18 protein-coding genes are annotated in these 16,291 nt (G+C 70.9%); 3 read left to right on the top strand and 15 right to left on the bottom strand.

The annotated features are described in order from the left end of the window. Positions 1–36: 36 nt before the first annotated feature. From VFF46_RS39780 to hisI, 8 genes are all read right to left on the bottom strand, one after another. Positions 37–693, bottom strand: coding sequence for an SCO family protein (locus VFF46_RS39780; RefSeq protein WP_325042459.1), 657 nt, complete (start codon positions 691–693; stop codon positions 37–39). Between the two features lie 7 nt (positions 694–700). Continuing rightward, positions 701–1,522: a tryptophan synthase subunit alpha gene (trpA, locus tag VFF46_RS39775; RefSeq protein ID WP_325042458.1), complete on the bottom strand. Its 822-nt coding sequence runs from the start codon at positions 1,520–1,522 to the stop codon at positions 701–703. A 76-nt stretch (positions 1,523–1,598) separates the two neighbouring features. Next, positions 1,599–2,807, bottom strand: coding sequence for a tryptophan synthase subunit beta (trpB, locus tag VFF46_RS39770; RefSeq protein WP_325042457.1), 1,209 nt, complete (start codon positions 2,805–2,807; stop codon positions 1,599–1,601). A 78-nt stretch (positions 2,808–2,885) separates the two neighbouring features. Then, positions 2,886–3,692: an indole-3-glycerol phosphate synthase TrpC gene (trpC, locus tag VFF46_RS39765; RefSeq protein WP_325042456.1), complete on the bottom strand. Its 807-nt coding sequence runs from the start codon at positions 3,690–3,692 to the stop codon at positions 2,886–2,888. 13 nt (positions 3,693–3,705) lie between these two features. Next, positions 3,706–3,975 carry an HGxxPAAW family protein gene (locus VFF46_RS39760; RefSeq protein ID WP_325042455.1) on the bottom strand — a complete coding sequence of 90 codons (270 nt, stop codon included), beginning with the start codon at positions 3,973–3,975 and terminating at the stop codon, positions 3,706–3,708. Between the two features lie 56 nt (positions 3,976–4,031). Continuing rightward, the gene (locus VFF46_RS39755) at positions 4,032–4,562 is read right to left on the bottom strand and encodes a Trp biosynthesis-associated membrane protein (protein ID WP_325042454.1); all 531 of its coding nucleotides are present in this window, start codon (positions 4,560–4,562) and stop codon (positions 4,032–4,034) included. A 7-nt stretch (positions 4,563–4,569) separates the two neighbouring features. Next, entirely contained in the window at positions 4,570–6,060 is a 1,491-nt protein-coding gene (locus VFF46_RS39750) for an anthranilate synthase component I (RefSeq protein WP_325042453.1), read from the bottom strand. After that, entirely contained in the window at positions 6,057–6,383 is a 327-nt protein-coding gene (hisI, locus tag VFF46_RS39745) for a phosphoribosyl-AMP cyclohydrolase (protein ID WP_325042452.1), read from the bottom strand. The genes VFF46_RS39750 and hisI overlap by 4 nt, the downstream gene beginning before the upstream one ends. An 88-nt stretch (positions 6,384–6,471) precedes the next feature. Between hisI and VFF46_RS39740 the strand changes: the two genes are divergently transcribed. After that, a complete protein-coding gene (locus VFF46_RS39740; RefSeq protein WP_325042451.1) occupies positions 6,472–7,584 on the top strand; it encodes a dipeptidase in 1,113 nt (370 codons plus the stop codon). A gap of 26 nt (positions 7,585–7,610) precedes the next feature. Here the strand turns inward: VFF46_RS39740 and VFF46_RS39735 are convergent, their stop codons facing one another. Both VFF46_RS39735 and VFF46_RS39730 read right to left on the bottom strand, forming a co-directional pair. Further along, positions 7,611–8,156 (bottom strand): GNAT family N-acetyltransferase, encoded by a 546-nt coding sequence (locus VFF46_RS39735; protein WP_325042450.1) that lies wholly within the window; start codon positions 8,154–8,156, stop codon positions 7,611–7,613. Between the two features lie 11 nt (positions 8,157–8,167). Next, a complete protein-coding gene (locus VFF46_RS39730) occupies positions 8,168–8,476 on the bottom strand; it encodes a hypothetical protein (protein ID WP_325042449.1) in 309 nt (102 codons plus the stop codon). A 104-nt stretch (positions 8,477–8,580) separates the two neighbouring features. Between VFF46_RS39730 and VFF46_RS39725 the strand changes: the two genes are divergently transcribed. Further along, positions 8,581–8,895: a Fe-S cluster assembly protein HesB gene (locus VFF46_RS39725; protein WP_325042448.1), complete on the top strand. Its 315-nt coding sequence runs from the start codon at positions 8,581–8,583 to the stop codon at positions 8,893–8,895. Between the two features lie 88 nt (positions 8,896–8,983). Here VFF46_RS39725 and VFF46_RS39720 read toward each other — a convergent pair whose 3' ends face one another. Together VFF46_RS39720 and VFF46_RS39715 are read right to left on the bottom strand one after the other, a co-directional pair. Then, on the bottom strand, positions 8,984–10,789 hold the full coding sequence (locus VFF46_RS39720; RefSeq protein ID WP_325042447.1) for an ABC transporter ATP-binding protein: 1,806 nt from the start codon (positions 10,787–10,789) through the stop codon (positions 8,984–8,986). Beyond that, positions 10,786–12,555 carry an ABC transporter ATP-binding protein gene (locus tag VFF46_RS39715; RefSeq protein WP_325042446.1) on the bottom strand — a complete coding sequence of 590 codons (1,770 nt, stop codon included), beginning with the start codon at positions 12,553–12,555 and terminating at the stop codon, positions 10,786–10,788. The genes VFF46_RS39720 and VFF46_RS39715 overlap by 4 nt, the downstream gene beginning before the upstream one ends. Before the next feature lie 148 nt (positions 12,556–12,703). Between VFF46_RS39715 and VFF46_RS39710 the strand changes: the two genes are divergently transcribed. Continuing rightward, the gene (locus VFF46_RS39710; RefSeq protein ID WP_325042445.1) at positions 12,704–13,345 is read left to right on the top strand and encodes a TIGR03085 family metal-binding protein; all 642 of its coding nucleotides are present in this window, start codon (positions 12,704–12,706) and stop codon (positions 13,343–13,345) included. Here the strand turns inward: VFF46_RS39710 and VFF46_RS39705 are convergent. The 3 genes from VFF46_RS39705 to VFF46_RS39695 all read right to left on the bottom strand — a co-directional run. Next, positions 13,331–13,927 carry a DedA family protein gene (locus tag VFF46_RS39705; protein ID WP_325042444.1) on the bottom strand — a complete coding sequence of 199 codons (597 nt, stop codon included), beginning with the start codon at positions 13,925–13,927 and terminating at the stop codon, positions 13,331–13,333. The two genes, VFF46_RS39710 and VFF46_RS39705, sit on opposite strands and share 15 nt — an antisense overlap. After that, positions 13,924–14,688 carry an MBL fold metallo-hydrolase gene (locus VFF46_RS39700; RefSeq protein ID WP_325042443.1) on the bottom strand — a complete coding sequence of 255 codons (765 nt, stop codon included), beginning with the start codon at positions 14,686–14,688 and terminating at the stop codon, positions 13,924–13,926. Before VFF46_RS39700 ends, VFF46_RS39705 begins: the two co-directional genes overlap by 4 nt. Before the next feature lie 14 nt (positions 14,689–14,702). Continuing rightward, on the bottom strand, positions 14,703–16,291 hold a 1,589-nt coding region (locus VFF46_RS39695), incomplete at its 5' end, for an alkaline phosphatase family protein (RefSeq protein WP_325042442.1).

Below are 16,291 nucleotides of genomic sequence, written 5' to 3'. Positions count from 1 at the left end.
CCCCCAGCGAGACCCACCCGAACCAGCCCCGCCGCTTCACTGGTTGTCCTCCACCAGCTTCCCGAAGTCGTGGGCCAGGTCACCGATCGCGGCGTTCGACAGCCAGATCACGTTCGCCTCGTGGTTCTTCCCGAAGCCGATGACCTGCGCTCCGTGACCGACCTCGTACCCGCCGGAGGGCAGTTTCTGCATGCCTTCCACCGGTACGCCGACCGCCTTGGCGATGTCCTTGATCGAGGTCAGCGAACCGGTCAGCCCGACGAACGACGGGTTGAAGCGGTCCAGGTACTTGCGGATCACCGGCCCGGTGTCGCGGGCCGGGTCGGTGGTGACGAACAGCATCTGGATCTGGTCCTGCACCGGCTTGTCCAGCTTGGTGAGTGCGGACGCGACGTCGGCCATCACGGTCGGGCACACGTCCGGACAGTTCGTGTACCCGAAGAACACCAGCGTGACCGGCTTCTTCGTCGACGTGACCAGGTTGAACGGGTCCCCGTTGGTGTCGGTCAACGTGGCCGCGGGCATCGAGTACGGACGGTCCAGGGTGGCACCGCGCAACCCGTTCGGGTCCTGGCTGCTGCGGATGATCGCTCCGCCCGGGTTGTCCGCCTTCTGCTGACTGCCGCCGCAGCCCGCGAGGACGATCAGACCCACCGCCGCCAACAGCAGCACGGCGTTCCTGGTTCGAGTCACGGATCTACTAACGATCGGACGGGTTGCGTGGTTCCCGGCGAACACCCGCGGCCAGGTCCTCGGCGAGCGTGCGGACCGCGGCCGGGCCGCCGTCGCCGAGCGCGCGGACCAGGGCGGCGCCGACGATCGCCGCGTCCGCGAACGCGGTCACACCGCCTGCCTGGTCACCGTTGGAGATGCCGAGGCCGACACCGACCGGCAGGCCGGTCGCCGCGTGCACCCGGGCCACCAGCGGCGCCGCGAGGTCCGACGGCTTGTCCCGCGCCCCGGTGACGCCCATCACGGCGGTCGCGTACACGAACCCGCGGCAGGCGGCCGTGGTCATCGCGATCCGCTCGTCGGTCGACGACGGCGAGACCAGGAACACCTTGTCCAGATCGTGTTTGTCCGCGGCCGCGATCCACTCCGCGCCCTCGTCCGGGATCAGGTCGGGCGTGATCAGCCCCGCTCCCCCGGCCCCGGCGAAGTCCGCGGCGAACCGGTCCACGCCGTACCGCTCGACCGGGTTCCAGTACGTCATCACGAGCACCGGGACATCGGAGTACGCCGCGATCTTCTCGACCGTGCTGAGCACGTCACGGGTCCGCAGACCGCCCGCGAGCGCGATCTCGGTGGCCCGCTGGATCGTGACGCCGTCCATCACCGGGTCGCTGTAGGGCAGGCCGAGCTCGAGTACGTCGGCACCGCCGTCGACCAGCGCCTTCAGCCCGTCGAGCGCGCCGTCGTACGTCGGGTAGCCGGCCGGGAGGTAGCCGATGAAGGCGCCGCGGCCGGCATCGTTCGCCGTGCGGATCGCGACTCCGGCCTTGCCCAGGGCAACATCGCTCATGCCTCCGCCTCGCTGCGCTCGGCTCCGGCCTGAGCGACAATGTCGGCTCTGCTTTCTGATCGCTCGCTGCGCTCGCTCATGCGCCGGATCCCTTCTCCGCCAGGCCGAACCAGGTCGCGGCCGTGTCCATGTCCTTGTCGCCGCGACCGGACAGGTTCACCACAATGGTTGCCTCCGGCCCCAACTCGCGGGCGATGTCCAGCGCGCCCGCGACCGCGTGCGCGGACTCGATCGCCGGGATGATGCCCTCGGTCCGGGACAGCAGCTGGAACGCGTCCATCGCCTCGGCGTCGGTGATCGGCCGGTACGACGCCCGCCCGGTCTCGGCCAGCCACGCGTGTTCCGGGCCGACGCCCGGGTAGTCCAGCCCGGCCGAGATCGAGTGCGACTCGATCGTCTGCCCGTCGTCGTCCTGCAGCAGGAACGACCGCGCGCCGTGCAGCACGCCGACCTGCCCGGCGGTGATCGTGGCCGCGTGCCGTCCGGTCTCGAACCCGTCGCCGCCCGGCTCGATGCCGTACAGCTTGACCGACTCGTCCGGGATGAACGCGGTGAACAGGCCGATCGCGTTCGACCCGCCGCCGACCGACGCGACCGCGGCGTCCGGCAGTTTCCCGGTCAGCTCCAGGATCTGCTCCCGGGCCTCGTCGCCGATCCCGCGAACGAAGTCCCGGACCATCGCCGGGAACGGGTGCGAACCGGCCGCCGTACCGAGGATGTAGTGCGTCTTGTCCACGCTGGCGACCCAGTCGCGCAGGGCCTCGTTGATCGCGTCCTTCAGCGTCCGGCTGCCGGTCTTGACCGAGATCACCTCGGCGCCGAGCAGCTTCATCCGGGCCACGTTCAGCGCCTGGCGCTCGGTGTCGACCTCGCCCATGTAGACCACGCACTCGAGGCCGAGGTACGCGCAGGCGGTCGCGGTCGCGACACCGTGCTGGCCGGCGCCGGTCTCCGCGATCACCCGCGGCTTGCCCATCCGCTTGGTCAGCAGCGCCTGGCCGATCGCGTTCCGGATCTTGTGCGCGCCGGTGTGGTTCAGGTCCTCGCGCTTCAGCAGGATCCGCGCGCCGGCCACGTCCGACAGCCGGGTCGCGTCGTACAGCAGGCTCGGGGCGCCGATGTACTCGCGCAGCATCCGCTCGAACTCACCCGTGAACTCACGATCGGCCATGGCGTCGCGCCAGGCCTGCGTGAGCTCGTCGAGCGGCGCGATCAGCGCCTCCGGCATGAACCTGCCGCCGAAACGGCCGAAGTGCCCGAACTGGTCGGGCAGCACAGTACTCATCCGACAAAACCTTCCAAGCCCGGCCCAGACGGCACGGGAGAGTTTCTGCCCCGTGCCGTTTGGACCGGCCGAGGATTGCTAGTGCCGCTGCTGGATGGCGGGATGCGATCCGGCGGCGACGAGGTCGGCGACCGAGGCGCGGGGATCGCGGCCGGTCACCAGGGTCTCACCGACGAGGACGACATCGGCCCCGGCGCGCGCGAACTCGATTACATCATGCGGGCCGCGGACGCCGGACTCGGCCACCCGGACCAGCTCGGTCGGGATCGTCGGCGCCACCCGCGCGAAGGTGTCCCGGTCGACCTCGAGGGTCTTCAGGTTCCGGTTGTTCACGCCGATGAGCTGGGCGCCGGCGTCCACCGCACGCCGCGTCTCCTCCTCGTCGTGCACCTCGACCAGCGGGCAGAGGCCGATCGAGTGAGCCCGCTCGATCAGCGAGACCAGCGCCTCCTGCTCGAGCGCGGCCGCGATCAGCAGCACCATGTCGGCGCCGGCCGCCCGGGCCTCCCAGAGCTGGTACGACGAGATCACGAAGTCCTTGCGCAGCACGGGCACGTCCACCCGGCCGCGGACCGCGCGCAGGTCGTCCAGGCTGCCGTTGAACCGGCGCTCCTCGGTGAGCACCGAGATCGCCGCGGCACCACCCAGCTCGTACTCCCCGGCCAGCGCGGCCGGGTCGGTGATCTCGGCCAGCTCGCCCTTGGACGGGCTGGACCGCTTCACCTCGGCGATCACCGCGATCCCGTCGCCGCGGAACACCGGCATCGGGTCCTTGGCGTCCGGCTTGCGCTGGGCCTCCAGCTTCAGGTCGTCCAGGCTGACCCGCACCTGGCGCTCCGCGAGGTCCGCACGGACCCCGGCGAGAATGTCGTCAAGCACAGTCATGTCTGTCCGCTCCTCAGTGGTCGCCGTCGGTCGGGACCCCGAAGCCGAGCAACTGCAGCACCTTGCCGGCCAGCGCACCCACCACCGCGATGCCGACAGAGATCCAGAACAGCACCCAGTTCGGCCCGAGCACCATCGCGATGGCACCGACCGTGAACGCGACCAGCACGATCGCCACCGCGGTCCACGCCGCGGGGCTGTTGCCGTGCAGATCGTGCGGAGCCTCCTCCACGATCCGGTCGGCTCCTCGACTCGCCCCTTGATCCGCCACCGTATTGTCCATAGTTGGCGCCACTCCTCCTCGTCGTCCCGTCCTATTGTGGCGGTAGCCCGCCGCGATCAGAGAGTGGGGTCCTCCCCGGCGTCGATCGCCTTCCACTGATCGGCCGGTGTCGCGGCCGGATCACGCTCGTACCGCTGCGTAGCCCGCCGCCACCGGTGCGCCGTCAGCACGACCAGCAGCCCCGCGGCGACCAACGCGATCCCGCCCGTCAGCGCCAGCCACGGCGCCGGTCCCAGCGTCAGGGTCACCTGGTTGGCGACCACGTCACTCAGCTCAGGCCTCAGCCTGCTCAGTTCCGTGCCGTCAGGCCGGACACCCAGGGAAACGGCGATCGCCGCAATCCCGAGCAGCACCACCAGACCGCCCAGCACTCTGCGCAGCACGGTGCCGGCGAGCTTGAGGACGACCACCGCGACCACCCCCGCCAGCGCGAGCGTGACCGGGGCCTTCGTGATCGTGTAGCCGTTGAAGTCCACCGCCTTGCGCCCGTTGCCCGGGTCGGCCGACACCCAGGTGAGGTACCCCGACAGCGCGAGCAGAGCGAGCGCCGCGACGGCGAGCAGGTCGACGATCCGCTGGAATCTCATCCTCGCCTCATACTTCGCTGAACGTTCCCGCGACCGCGATCGCGTTCAGTACGGCGGCCGCCTTGGTCCGGCACTCGGCGTCCTCGGCGGCCGGGTCCGAGTCCGCGACGATCCCGGCGCCGGCCTGCACGTACGCCGTCCCGCCGCGCAGCACCGCGGTCCGGATCGCGATCGCGGTGTCCGCGTCACCGGCGAAGTCCAGGTAGCCGACCACGCCGCCGTACACCCCGCGCCGGGTGACCTCGAGCTTGTCGATGATCTCCATCGCCCGCGGTTTCGGTGCCCCGGACAACGTTCCGGCCGGGAACGCCGCGGTGAGCGCGTCGAACGCGGTCCGGCCGGCCGCCAGCTGGCCGGTGACCGTGGACTCCAGGTGCATCACGTGGCTGTACCGCCGGACGTCCATGAAGTCGACCACCTCGACGGTGCCCGGCGCGCAGACCCGGCCGACGTCGTTGCGGCCGAGGTCGACCAGCATCAGGTGCTCGGCGCGCTCCTTCGCGTCCGCGCGCAGCTCCTCCTCCAGCGCGTGGTCCTCCTCGGGCGTCGCGCCGCGGCGGCGGGTGCCGGCGATCGGGTGCAGGATCACCTTGTTCTCGGTGACCTTGACCAGGGCCTCCGGGCTGGACCCGACGATGTCGAACCCGTCCAGGCGGACCAGGTACATGTAAGGGCTCGGGTTCGACCGGCGGAGCACCCGGTAGATGTCCAGCGCGGACGCCGTACTCGGCAGCTCGAACCGCTGCGAGACCACGATCTGGAACGCCTCGCCCGCGCGGATCTCCTCCTTGGCGTGCTCGACGGCCTGCCGGTACTCCGCGCTCGACCGCTGCCGGTGCGGGTCCGGCTCGGCCTGCCGGTCGGCGCGCACGACGTACGACGGGGTCGGCCGGGCCAAGTCCCGCTCCATCGCGTCCAGCCGCCGGACGGCGTCCGCGTACGCCTCGTCGACGCGGTCGTCGGAGTCGTCCCAGTTGACCGCGTTCGCGATCAGCCAGATCTCGCCGGTCTCGTGATCCAGGGCGGCCAGGTCGGTCGCGAACAGGAACGTCAGCTCGGGCAGCCCGAGGTCGTCGGTCGTTGTGTCCGGCAACCGCTCCAGCCGGCGGACCGCGTCGTACCCGAGGAAGCCGACCATGCCGCCGGTCAGCGGCGGCAGGCCCGGCAGCCGCGGGGTGTGCAGGATCTCCAGCGTCTCGCGGAGCGCCTGCAGCGGGTCGCCGGTCTGCGGCAGGCCGACCGGCGGGTTGCCGGTCCAGACGGCCTCGCCGTTGCGCTCGGTCAGCGTCGCCGCCGAGCGGACCCCGATGAACGAGTACCGCGACCAGACGCCGCCGTTCTCCGCCGACTCCAGCAGGAACGTGCCCTCGCGCTCGGCGGCCAGCTTGCCGTACACCCCGATCGGCGTCTCGGCGTCGGCCAGCAGCCGGCGGGTGACCGGGATGACCCGGCGGTCCTTCGCGTACTCGCGGAACGTCTCGACGTCCGGGCTGTTCATTGGGCCTTGATCTCCCCGTGCTCGAAGCAGCTCCTGGTGCCGGTGTGGCAGGCCGGGCCTTCCTGGTCGACGAGCAGCAGCAGCGTGTCCGCGTCGCAGTCGACGAGGATCTGCTTCACGAACTGCCGGTGGCCACTGGTCTCGCCCTTCACCCAGTACTGCTGCCGGCTGCGCGACCAGAACGTGCTGCGCCCGGTCTCCGCGGTACGGCGCACCGCCTCGGCGTTCATCCAGCCGACCATCAGGACCTCGCGCGTGTCGTACTGCTGCACCACCGCCGGGATCAGCCCGGCCGCGTCGAAGGTCAACTCGTCGATGTTCACCCGTCCATTGTCGCTGATCACAAGTCACGGCCCGACAACGGTGTGCGCCGACGAACTCCGGCGCCGCCGTAGCTGACAAGATGACCTCATGACGACGAGTGAGGCACGGGTTCAGGCGGTGCTGGCGGACCATCCGGTGATCGACGGGCACAACGACCTGCCGATCGCGTTCTACGAGTTGTGCGGGTACGACCTGGACGCGCACGACCTCGCCGGGTCCGTCCCGCAGCTGAACACGGACCTGCCGCGGCTGCGGACCGGGCACGTGGGCGGCCAGTTCTGGTCGCTGTGGGTGCCGCAGGACGAGCACGCCGTACGGCGGACCTTCGAGCAGCTGGACTTCGTCCGGCGGCTGGTGCAGCGGTTCCCGGACGACCTGCAGCTCGCGGACACCGCCGACGACGTGGAGGCCGCGATCAAAGCCGGCCGGGTCGCGTCGCTGACGGGGATGGAAGGCGGCCACTCGATCGGTGAGTCGCTCGGCGTGCTCCGGGTGATGCGGGCGCTCGGCGTCCGGTACATGACGCTGACGCACAACGACAACGTGTCCTGGGCGGACTCCGCGACCGACGAGCCGGTCCTCGGCGGGCTGAACGAGTTCGGCGAGCAGGTGGTCCGGGAGATGAACCGGATCGGCATGCTGGTCGACCTCTCGCACGTCTCCGCGGACACCATGCGGCACGCGCTCCGGGTGACGAGCGCGCCGGTGATCTTCAGCCATTCCTCGGCGCGCGCGGTCTGCGATGTACCGCGGAACGCGCCCGACGACGTGCTGGAGACGCTGGCCGGCAACGACGGCGTCTGCATGGTCACCTTCGTGCCGATGTTCGTGTCCCAGGCGTACGCCGACTGGGTCGCCGACGCGCAGGCCAAGGCGAAGGAGGCCGGCCTGAACGTGTACGGCGCCGAGCACCGCGCACAGGTCGAGGAGCTGGTCGGCCGGGAGCGGCCCCGGGCAACGCTGGCGGACGTGGTCGCTCATGTCGAGCACGTCCGGGAGGTGGCCGGGATCGACCACATCGGGGTCGGCGGCGACTACGACGGCTGCCCGGACTTCCCGGTGGAGCTGCCGGACGTGGCGTCGTACCCGGTGCTGTTCACGGCGCTGGCCGACCGCGGCTGGAGCGACGAGGACCTCGGCAAGCTTGCCGGGGGCAACATCCTCCGCGTGCTCCGGGCCGCGGACGACGTGGCTGTCTAGGACTCCCTAGGCCTCCCTAGGACTCCCTAGGCCTCCCGGTACTGGGCGCGGATCTCGGCGAGGGGCTCGAGACCCGCGGCCTGGTACGTCGCGATCGCGCCGACGTTGGTGGCCGGCGTGACCGTGTAGATGCTGGACGAGCCCAGCTCCTGCAGGGCCCGCGCGCAGGCGAGCACCATCGCGGTGCCGTACCCGCGGCCGCGGTGCAGGTTGTGGACGCCCATCGGCTCGATGTAGCCCGGGCGTCCCGCGCCGGCCGACCACACGGTCGCCGCCGCCACCGACTCACCGATGCCGTTGCGCAGCACCAGGCAGCGGGCGTCGGCGTACGGCAGGCCGTCGGACATCGCGAACCAGCGCTCGTTCGTGAACGTCGACCCGGTGAACGACGCCCGCTGTACGGCGGTCCGCTCGTGCGCCTCCTCCGCGCCGATCACGTCCACCCGGGCGCCCGGGTCCGGCACCGGGCCGGTCAGGTCGCGGCGGACCGGGACCCACGGGGCGTCCGCGTTCCAGCCGTCCTTGAACAGCAGGTCCTGGACCAGCGCGCCCATCGGCGTCTCGACGTACACCTTGCCCTCGATCAGTACGCCGGTGGCGGGTCCGTGACGTCCGCCACGATCCGCTGCGCGAGCTCCTCGTCGCGCTGCGCGTCCGGCGCGATCGCCGTCCGGACCCAGTCCGGCTCGTCGAGCATCCCGATCGCGACGATCTCCCCGTCCCGCCGCCAGATCCGGGTCGCCGCCGCGGTCCGCTCGATCCCGAACCGCCAGAACCACCCGAGATCCCCCGGGTGCAGTTGCAGCGGCACGTTCTCGCGCGCCCAGTCCCGCAGCACCGCCACCACGGTGTCCAGCTCGTCGGTCCCTGCCGTACTCAACTCGATCGCCATGCCCCCGATCACACACCATTCGACCGACAGTCCGCACACACGTTTGTGATTCTGGCGGGCGGGCACGGGGCGGGAGCTATGACAACCGACGGATGGAGTGGGCTGTGCTGACCCTGACTGAGAACGCGACGCTGGTGATCAAGAGCATCACCGGGGTCGAGGGCGCGCCGGACGGAGCCGGGGTGCGGATCTCGCAGGAGAACCCGGCGGATCCGGCGCTCGCGGTGACAACGACCGAGGCTCCGCAGCCGGGAGACCAGGTCGTCGAGGAGGCGGGTGCGCGGGTCTTCCTCGAGCACAACGCCGCGAACGCCCTCGACGACAAGATCCTGGACGCTGCGGTGGACGACAAGGGCGGGGTGGAGTTCCTGCTGGTGCCGCAACCGGGCCCGAGCAACGGAGCTGCACCGACCCAGTGAGTGCCGTACCGAAGAACGGGTAGTACTGACCGTCCTCGCCCGCCGGGAGCTCACGCCGAGCGTGGCCACGGCTCCCGGCGGGGAGGGACTACCCGTTCTTCGGTACGTCGCGCTGCGCGATCCAACTGTCGTGCAGGCGCGAGTAGACGCCGCCCGCCGCCACTAGCTGCGCGTGCGGGCCCCTTTCCACGACAACGCCCTCGTCGAAGACCAGCACTTCGTCGGCGGCCTCGGCCGTCGACAGCCGGTGCGCGATCGTCACCGACGTCCGGCCGGCCATCAGCCGCTCGAGCGCCGCGTTCACCCGCACCTCGGTCCCAGGGTCGACCGCCGACGTGGCCTCGTCGAGCACCAGCAGATCCGGGTCGGCGATGTTCGCCCGGACCAGTGCGACCAGCTGCCGCTCTCCCGCGGACAGTGATTCGCCGCGCTGACCGACCGGTGAGTCCAGCCCGTCCGGCAGCGATTCCAGCCAGTCCGTGAGCCCGAGCGACTCGAACGCGGTCAGCAGCTCCGCGTCCGTCACCTCCGGCCTTCCGAACCGCACGTTGTCGGCCAGTGACGCGTCGAACAGGTACCCGTCCTGCGGCACCATCACGACCCGCTCCCGCAGCGAGTCGAACGAGATCTCCCGCGCGTCCACGCCGTCCAGCCGGACCGCCCCGGAGGTCGGGTCCATCAGCCGGGTGAGCAGCTTCGCGAACGTCGTCTTGCCGGAGCCGGTCTCCCCCACGACCGCGACCCGGCGCCGCGGCTCGATCCGGACGCCGACGTCCCGCAGCACCAGCTCGCCCTCCGGGTACGCGAAGTTCACGTCGTCGAACTCCACCGTGATCGGCCCGCGCGCCTGCCGTACGCCGTCCTCGCCCGGGTCCGCGACGTCGGCCGGCGTGGCGATCACGCCGAGCACCCGCCGCCAGCCGGCGAACGCGCTCTGGGCGTCGGTCAGCACCTGCGTCGCGATCTGCACCGGATCCGAGAACAGCGCGACCAGGAACATGAACGCGAGCAGCTCACCCAGCGTCGCCTGCTTGTCCACACCGAGCAGCACGCCGACCGTCAGTACGCCGGCGTTCGCCAGCCCGGCCGCGAGACCGCCGATCGAGAACGTCACACCGGTGATCGCCTGCGCCTTGGTCGCGGTCTTGCGGTAGTCCTCGATCGAGGCGTCGATCCGCTCCTGGGTGCGCCGTTCGATCGCGTACGAGCGGACCACCTGGGCGCCGACCACCGGCTCCGCGATCGCGGACAGCATCTCGCCGACCTTCGCCCGGACCACGCCGTACGCCGCCGACATCGCGCGCTGCAGGTACTTCAGGCTGCCGAACAGCGGGACGAAGCAGACCAGCACCACCAGCGCGAGCTGCCAGGAGTAGAAGAACATCACGATCGTCGCGAGGAACATCTGCCCGAGGCTGACCAGGAAGATGAACCCGCCGAACTGCAGGAACTGCGACACCGTGTCGACGTCCGACGTGACCCGGCTGACCAACGCGCCGCGGCGCTCGGTGCTCTGGGTCAGCACCGGCAGGTCGTGCACATGCCGGAACGCCTTGATCCGCATCGTCGCGAGCCCGTGCTCGGAGTTGACGGCGAGCCGCACGGTCGTCAGGTACGACGCGCCCGCGGTGAGGATCACGCCGACCGCACAGACCAGGCACATCCACGCGACGTACGACATGTTCGGGCCGTTCGGGCCGGACAGGCCCTTGTCGATGGTCTGCTGGACGGCGATCGGTACGACGATCCGCCCGGCCGTCATGGTCAGCGCGAGAATCCCGGTCAGCCACCACCCGCGCGCCAGCTCGGGCGAGACCTTCAGCCCCTCCTTCAGGGTCTGCAGCCCGCCCGCGTTGTCGCCGTGATCGAGCCGACTGGCTTCCGCCGCACTCACGCTGAGACCTCTTCTTCTTCTTCCTCGCGACGCTCGGCGTCCTTCTCGTACGCGTCCACCAGGTCCCGGTACGCGGGGGTGGAGGCCTGCAGTTCGGTATGCGAGCCGTGCGCCTGGATCCGGCCCGCGTCCAGGAACAGCACCTCGTCGGCGAGCGAGATCGTCGCCTTCCGGTACGCGATCACCAGCACGGTGGTGGCCGACCCGGCGTCAGCCTGTACGGCGGTGCGCAGCCCGGCCAGGATCCGCGCCTCCACCTGCGGGTCGACCGCGCTCGTCGCGTCGTCGAGGATCAGCAGCCGCGGCCGCCGGACCAGCGCGCGGGCCAGCGCGATCCGCTGCCGCTGCCCGCCGGACAACGACGTACCGCGCTCGCCGACCTTGGTGTCCAGGCCGTCCGCCAGTGCCTTCACGAAGCTGTCGCCCTGGGCGATCCGCAGCGCGTCCCACACGTCCTCGTCGGTGTAGTCGCCGCCGAGCGTGATGTTGCCGCGGATCGTGCCGTCGAACAGGAACGCGGTCTGCGCGACCAGCGCGACCGATCCGGCCAGCTCGTCGCGGGCCAGCTCGCGCAGGTCGATGCCGTCGATCTTCACCGCGCCCTGCTCCGGGTCGACCAGCCGGGTCAGCAGCGTGGTCATCGTCGACTTCCCGGACCCGGTCGGTCCGACGACCGCGACGGTCCGGCCGGGCTCGACGGTGAAGTCCACGCCGGCGAGTACGTCGCGCTCCGGGAGGTACCCGAACCGCACGCCGGCCACCTGCAGCCGGGCCGCCTTCGCCGAGGTCAGCCGCGCCTCGCCGTACTCCATGCCGCCCTCGGCGGTCAGCACCCGCTGCACCCGGTCCCAGCCGACGACCGACCGCGGGAGCTCGCCGAGCACCCAGCCGAGCGCCCGGATCGGGAACCCGATCAGCGTGAACAGGAACGCCACCTGGACCACGTCACCCGCGTCCGCGCCGCCGGACCGCACCCGCCCGACGCCGACCAGCAGCACCGCGAGCACGCCGAGCCGCGGCAGGCCGTCGATCACCGGGTCGAACAGGCCGCGGGCCTTGTTCACCGCGATGTTCGCGTCCCGGAGCGCGTACGTCGGCGCCCGGAAGCGCTCGGTCTCGGCCGCCTCCCGGCCCAGCGTCTTCACCACCAGCGCGCCGTCGAAGGACTCGTGCGCCACCTCGGAGACGTCCGCGCGGAGCTGCTGCGCCCGGGTCGCGAGCGGCTGCAGGTACCGCTGGAAGAACACGTTCGCGACGAACACCAATGGGAACACCAGGCAGCCGACCAGCGCCAGCCACACGTCGGCGGCGAACATCGCGACGGTCGCGAACACCAGCATCGCGATCACGCCGATCGCCATCGGCAGCGGCGCGATCACGAACCAGGTCGACTCCACGTCGGCGTTCGCGTTCGACAGCAGCATGCCGGTGGAGTGCTGGTGGTGCCACTCGAGCGGGAGCTTCAGGTACTGCCGGGTGACCCGGCGGCGGTACGTCGCCTGCAGCCGGAACTGCATCACCCCGGCCCCGAGCCGGCGCCCGACGACGCCGATCGCGTTCAGGATCGCGATCCCGATGAACAGCGAGATCAGCGCCGCGATCGTGCCGCCGCTGACGTCACCGCGCTCGAACGCCGGGCGGATCAGGTGGTCGGTGGACCAGCCGAGCGCCCAGCCGCCGGCCACGGTCATCGCGCCGTACAGCATGCTGGCGAGCACGGACAGCGCGAAGATGCCCGGCTCCTCCCAGATTGCGACCCGCAGCACCCCGAAACCTCTGCGGGTGACACTGCCCTTGTCTGGGACTTTCGGGACACGCAAAACAGACTCCAGGGCAGTCAGGTGCATAAGCGGGACACAGGCATGACAACGAATGACATTCTGCCACCCGCATCCGGCAACTACGATCGGATATGTGACCGACTACAGCCGGGTAGAGCGACTCGCACTGTGTGATCTGTTCGACGAGGTCGGGCCTGCGGCGCCGACGCTCTGTGAGGGCTGGGACGCCTACGACCTCGCGGTCCACCTGTACGTCCGGGAAGCGGACCCGATGGCCGGTCCCGGGCTGATGATCTCGGCGTTCGCGGACACCACCGCGCGCCGGATGCAGCGGGTCAAGGACCGGTACGGCTTCGCCGAGGTGGTCGGCAAGGTCCGCAACGGCCCGCCCCGCGTCTCGCTGTTCGCGGTCCCGAAGCTCGGTGCCCAGATCAACACGTCGGAGTACTTCATCCACCACGAGGACGTCCGCCGCGCCCAGCCGTCGTACGACGTCCGTATCCTGCCGGCCGATCAGCAGGAAGGCCTGTGGAAAGGGCTCCGGCTGGCGGCGAAGTCGATGACCCGGAAGTCGCCGACCGGCCTGGTGCTGGCGCGGCCGGACGGTACGTCGGTCGTCGCGAAGCAGCCCACCGACCTCGGCTCAGTGACCGTCAGCGGCGAGCCCGCGGAGCTGGTGCTGTTCTGCAGCGGGCGGCAGGCAGTGGCCGACGTACAGCTGGACGGCGAGGCGGAGGCTGTGGAGCGGCTCCGCAACGCGTCATTCGGCCTGTGATTTCGAGCGCTGTGACCGCCGGCGGGCGCGCTGGATCAGACTGCTCACGACGGTGGTGAGAATGACCAGCACGATCGCCGCCAGCACGCCCTGCCACGGCTCGGGGAAGAGCGCGTAGCCGAGCAGCCCGATCGCCATGTAGACGGCCGCCCACAGCGACGACGCGGTCAGGTCGACGAGCGCGAACCGCTCCCACCGGTACCCGGCGAGGCCCGCGGCGAGCAGCACCGGGACCCGGCCGCCCGGGATCAGCCGGGATGTGAGCAGTACGCCGATCTCGTGCTCGGCGAGCCGGTCCTTGAGCGCCTCGAGCGAGGCGTTGTCCCGCAACCAGCCGATCCGCTTCGCCAGCCGCTCCCCGCCGAACCGGCACCCGGCGTACACGATCAGGTCGCCGACGTACGCCCCGGCCGCGCCCGCGATCAGCACACCGACCAGCCCGATCGGGTGACCGTGCGACGCCAGTACGGCGCCCGCCGACACCGCGGCACCCGTCGGCAGCACGGGCAGCACCGCCCCGATCAGAACGGCCCCGGCCAACGCGAACAAATACCAAAGATCGAAGGTTGCGTCTCCGCTCATGCGGGCACCACGAGCGAGCCGCCCGGGGTCAGGACCTCGACCTTCACCGCGGGGTCGACGTCGGTCATCGCGGTCTTGAACCTCTCCCCCGGCGGCAGGAACAGCTCCGGCTTGATCCAGTCACACCCGATCGGCCAGAACGTCCCGAAATGTACCGGCACCGCGGTCGTCGCACCGACCCGCCGCACCGCCTCCGCGGCGCGCACCGGATCCAGGTGACCGGGACCGAGCGACGGACCCCAGCCGCCGACCGGCACCAGCGCGAGATCCACCGGCCCGGCCTCGGCCGCGAGACCGTCGTACAGATCGGTGTCCCCGGCGAACCAGGCGCTCGGCGAGCTGTCGATCCGGTACCCGACCGCGGGCGCGGAGTACGCCGACCAGGGCAGCCGGCGGCCGTCGTGATGGGCCGTGACGACGCTGATCTCCAGCGAGCCGATCTTGAGCTGGTTGCCGGGGGCAACCTCGATGCAGCGGTCCGAGTACAGCGGACCACCGTCGGCGTGGATCAGCTTCGCGGCACCGCGCGGCACCACCAGCGCAGCCTCCGGCGAGATAAACGGCAGCGACGTCAGATGCAGGTGGTCGGCGTGCAGGTGCGACACCAGGACCGCGTCGCAGTCCCCCGCCTCCGGCAACGGCGCCGGGCCGCGGCGGCGGCGCAGGTGCGCGATCCGCTGGGTCAGTACCGGGTCGGTGAGGAGCCGCGTGCCGTTCGCCTCGATCGTGGTGGTGGCATGCCCCCACCACGTCACTCGCATCTGACTCGCACGCTTCAGGCCTCCACCTTCGACTCGACCGGTTCCCGCTGGTCCTTGCGCTGCCCCAGCTTCTCCAGCCAGCCGATCAGCACCTCGTGTACCGCGTCCGAGCCTACGGGAGGCTCGTCGAGCACCCAGCGGCTCGGGTGCACCAGCACCGCCTCGGTCTGCCAGCCGCCGATCCCGCCGTGGCATCCGACCAGTTCCTCGAACGCCGCCACCTCGTGGGTGTAGTCGTCCAGCCGGCTGACCACGACGAGGTCCCCGTTGTGCGGCATCCCCGCCTGCCGGAGCATCGACGCGGCCGCGAGTTCGCCGTACGGCGTCAACGGGTCCTCGCCCTCGACCCGCCCGGTGCGCAGCACCCGGACGCCCGCCCGGCCGATCGCGACCGGTCCCTCGGCCAGCGAGTCGACCACCACGAACCCGATCCCGGGGTGGGTCGCGAGGCCCGGGATCAGCTTCGGGTGCAGCAGCTCGATCTCCTCCAGCGGCACCCGGCCAGGCGTCGTCGCCAGGTAGATCAGCGCGAGGTTGCCGGACGCGGTGACCACCATCTGCTCGTCGGGGGCGACCTGCGGCTCGCAATCCTTCGGGCCGAGCTCGACCTCGCCGGTCTTCACGTGCAGCGCCTTCCGGGTCACGGACGCGGCGACGCTGCGGCGCATCGTGAGCTCGGTGAGGAAGGCGTTCACCGGGCCCCAGCCCTCGGACTTGCCGACCGCCTGGACCGGCTCCTTGGTGGTGTCGACCAGGTCGTCGACCACCTCCGCGAGGGTCCGCCCGTACCGCTGCAGGAAGGTCGAGCCCTGGCTCTGGCCGTGGTCGGACAGTACGACGATCTCGTACGAGTGCGGCAGGATGTCGATGATCCGCTGCAGCGCGCCGAGCACCCGGTCCAGGCCCTCCAGGGTCTGCAGCGACTCGGCGCGGGTCGGGCCGGCGTGGTGCGCGACCTCGTCGTAGTCGACGAAGTCGCAGTAGATCACCGGCGTGCCCCTGACCAGCTCGTCGGTGATCAGCGAGACGTTCAGGTCGCGGAGCAGGACGTTGGTGATCGCGCGCAGGAAGATGTACCCGCCGCCGCGCTTCACCCGCGGGACCAGATGCCGGACCCGTTGCCGGCGGGCCTGGTGCAGCTCCTTGATCATCTCCGCGATGCACAGGACCAGGCCGCGGGCGGCACCCTGCGGGCTGGAGAAGAACCGGACGTACCCGCGGCTGCGGCTGTTCGGCAGGGCGGCCCGGCTGAACACCAGCTCGCACTTGTCGGCGTCGCCGGACCAGTTGTTGCTGATGCTGACGCCGCCGTCGGCGAGCAGCCCGCGCCCGGTCGACATCCGGGCCTCGATCTCCGCCGCGTCCCGGGCCCGGTTCGTGACCATCACCCGGCCGGTCTCCTTCTCGTACCACCGGAACGCCGGGATGTGCTTCGAGCCGCCGTGCAGGATGCCGGCCTGGCTCGCGGGCGTGGTCGCCGGGACGCCGGTGTGCCAGGTCTGCAGCGAGTGGTTGCCGTCCCGGATCCAGCCGCCGAGGTTCGGCAGGTTGCCGGCCAGGACCATCCAGTTCAGCAGCGGGGCGGACAGGCCGTCGATCTGGA

Origin of the sequence: Kribbella sp. (genome assembly GCF_035655035.1) — a bacterium.
In the GTDB taxonomy this organism is placed as follows: domain Bacteria; phylum Actinomycetota; class Actinomycetes; order Propionibacteriales; family Kribbellaceae; genus Kribbella.
The sequence above is the reverse complement of the archived record's forward strand: the minus strand, read 5'-3'. Positions and strand labels throughout refer to the sequence as shown.

Coding starts and splice junctions, on each gene's coding strand:
- trpA (WP_325042458.1), bottom strand. CDS start 1,522: ATGAGCGATGTTGCCCTGGGCAAGGCCGGAGTCGCGATCCGCACGGCG.
- trpB (WP_325042457.1), bottom strand. CDS start 2,807: ATGAGTACTGTGCTGCCCGACCAGTTCGGGCACTTCGGCCGTTTCGGC.
- trpC (WP_325042456.1), bottom strand. CDS start 3,692: ATGACTGTGCTTGACGACATTCTCGCCGGGGTCCGTGCGGACCTCGCG.
- VFF46_RS39760 (WP_325042455.1), bottom strand. CDS start 3,975: ATGGACAATACGGTGGCGGATCAAGGGGCGAGTCGAGGAGCCGACCGG.
- VFF46_RS39755 (WP_325042454.1), bottom strand. CDS start 4,562: ATGAGATTCCAGCGGATCGTCGACCTGCTCGCCGTCGCGGCGCTCGCT.
- VFF46_RS39750 (WP_325042453.1), bottom strand. CDS start 6,060: ATGAACAGCCCGGACGTCGAGACGTTCCGCGAGTACGCGAAGGACCGC.
- VFF46_RS39740 (WP_325042451.1), top strand. CDS start 6,472: ATGACGACGAGTGAGGCACGGGTTCAGGCGGTGCTGGCGGACCATCCG.
- VFF46_RS39730 (WP_325042449.1), bottom strand. CDS start 8,476: ATGGCGATCGAGTTGAGTACGGCAGGGACCGACGAGCTGGACACCGTG.
- VFF46_RS39705 (WP_325042444.1), bottom strand. CDS start 13,927: ATGAGCGGAGACGCAACCTTCGATCTTTGGTATTTGTTCGCGTTGGCC.
- VFF46_RS39700 (WP_325042443.1), bottom strand. CDS start 14,688: ATGCGAGTGACGTGGTGGGGGCATGCCACCACCACGATCGAGGCGAAC.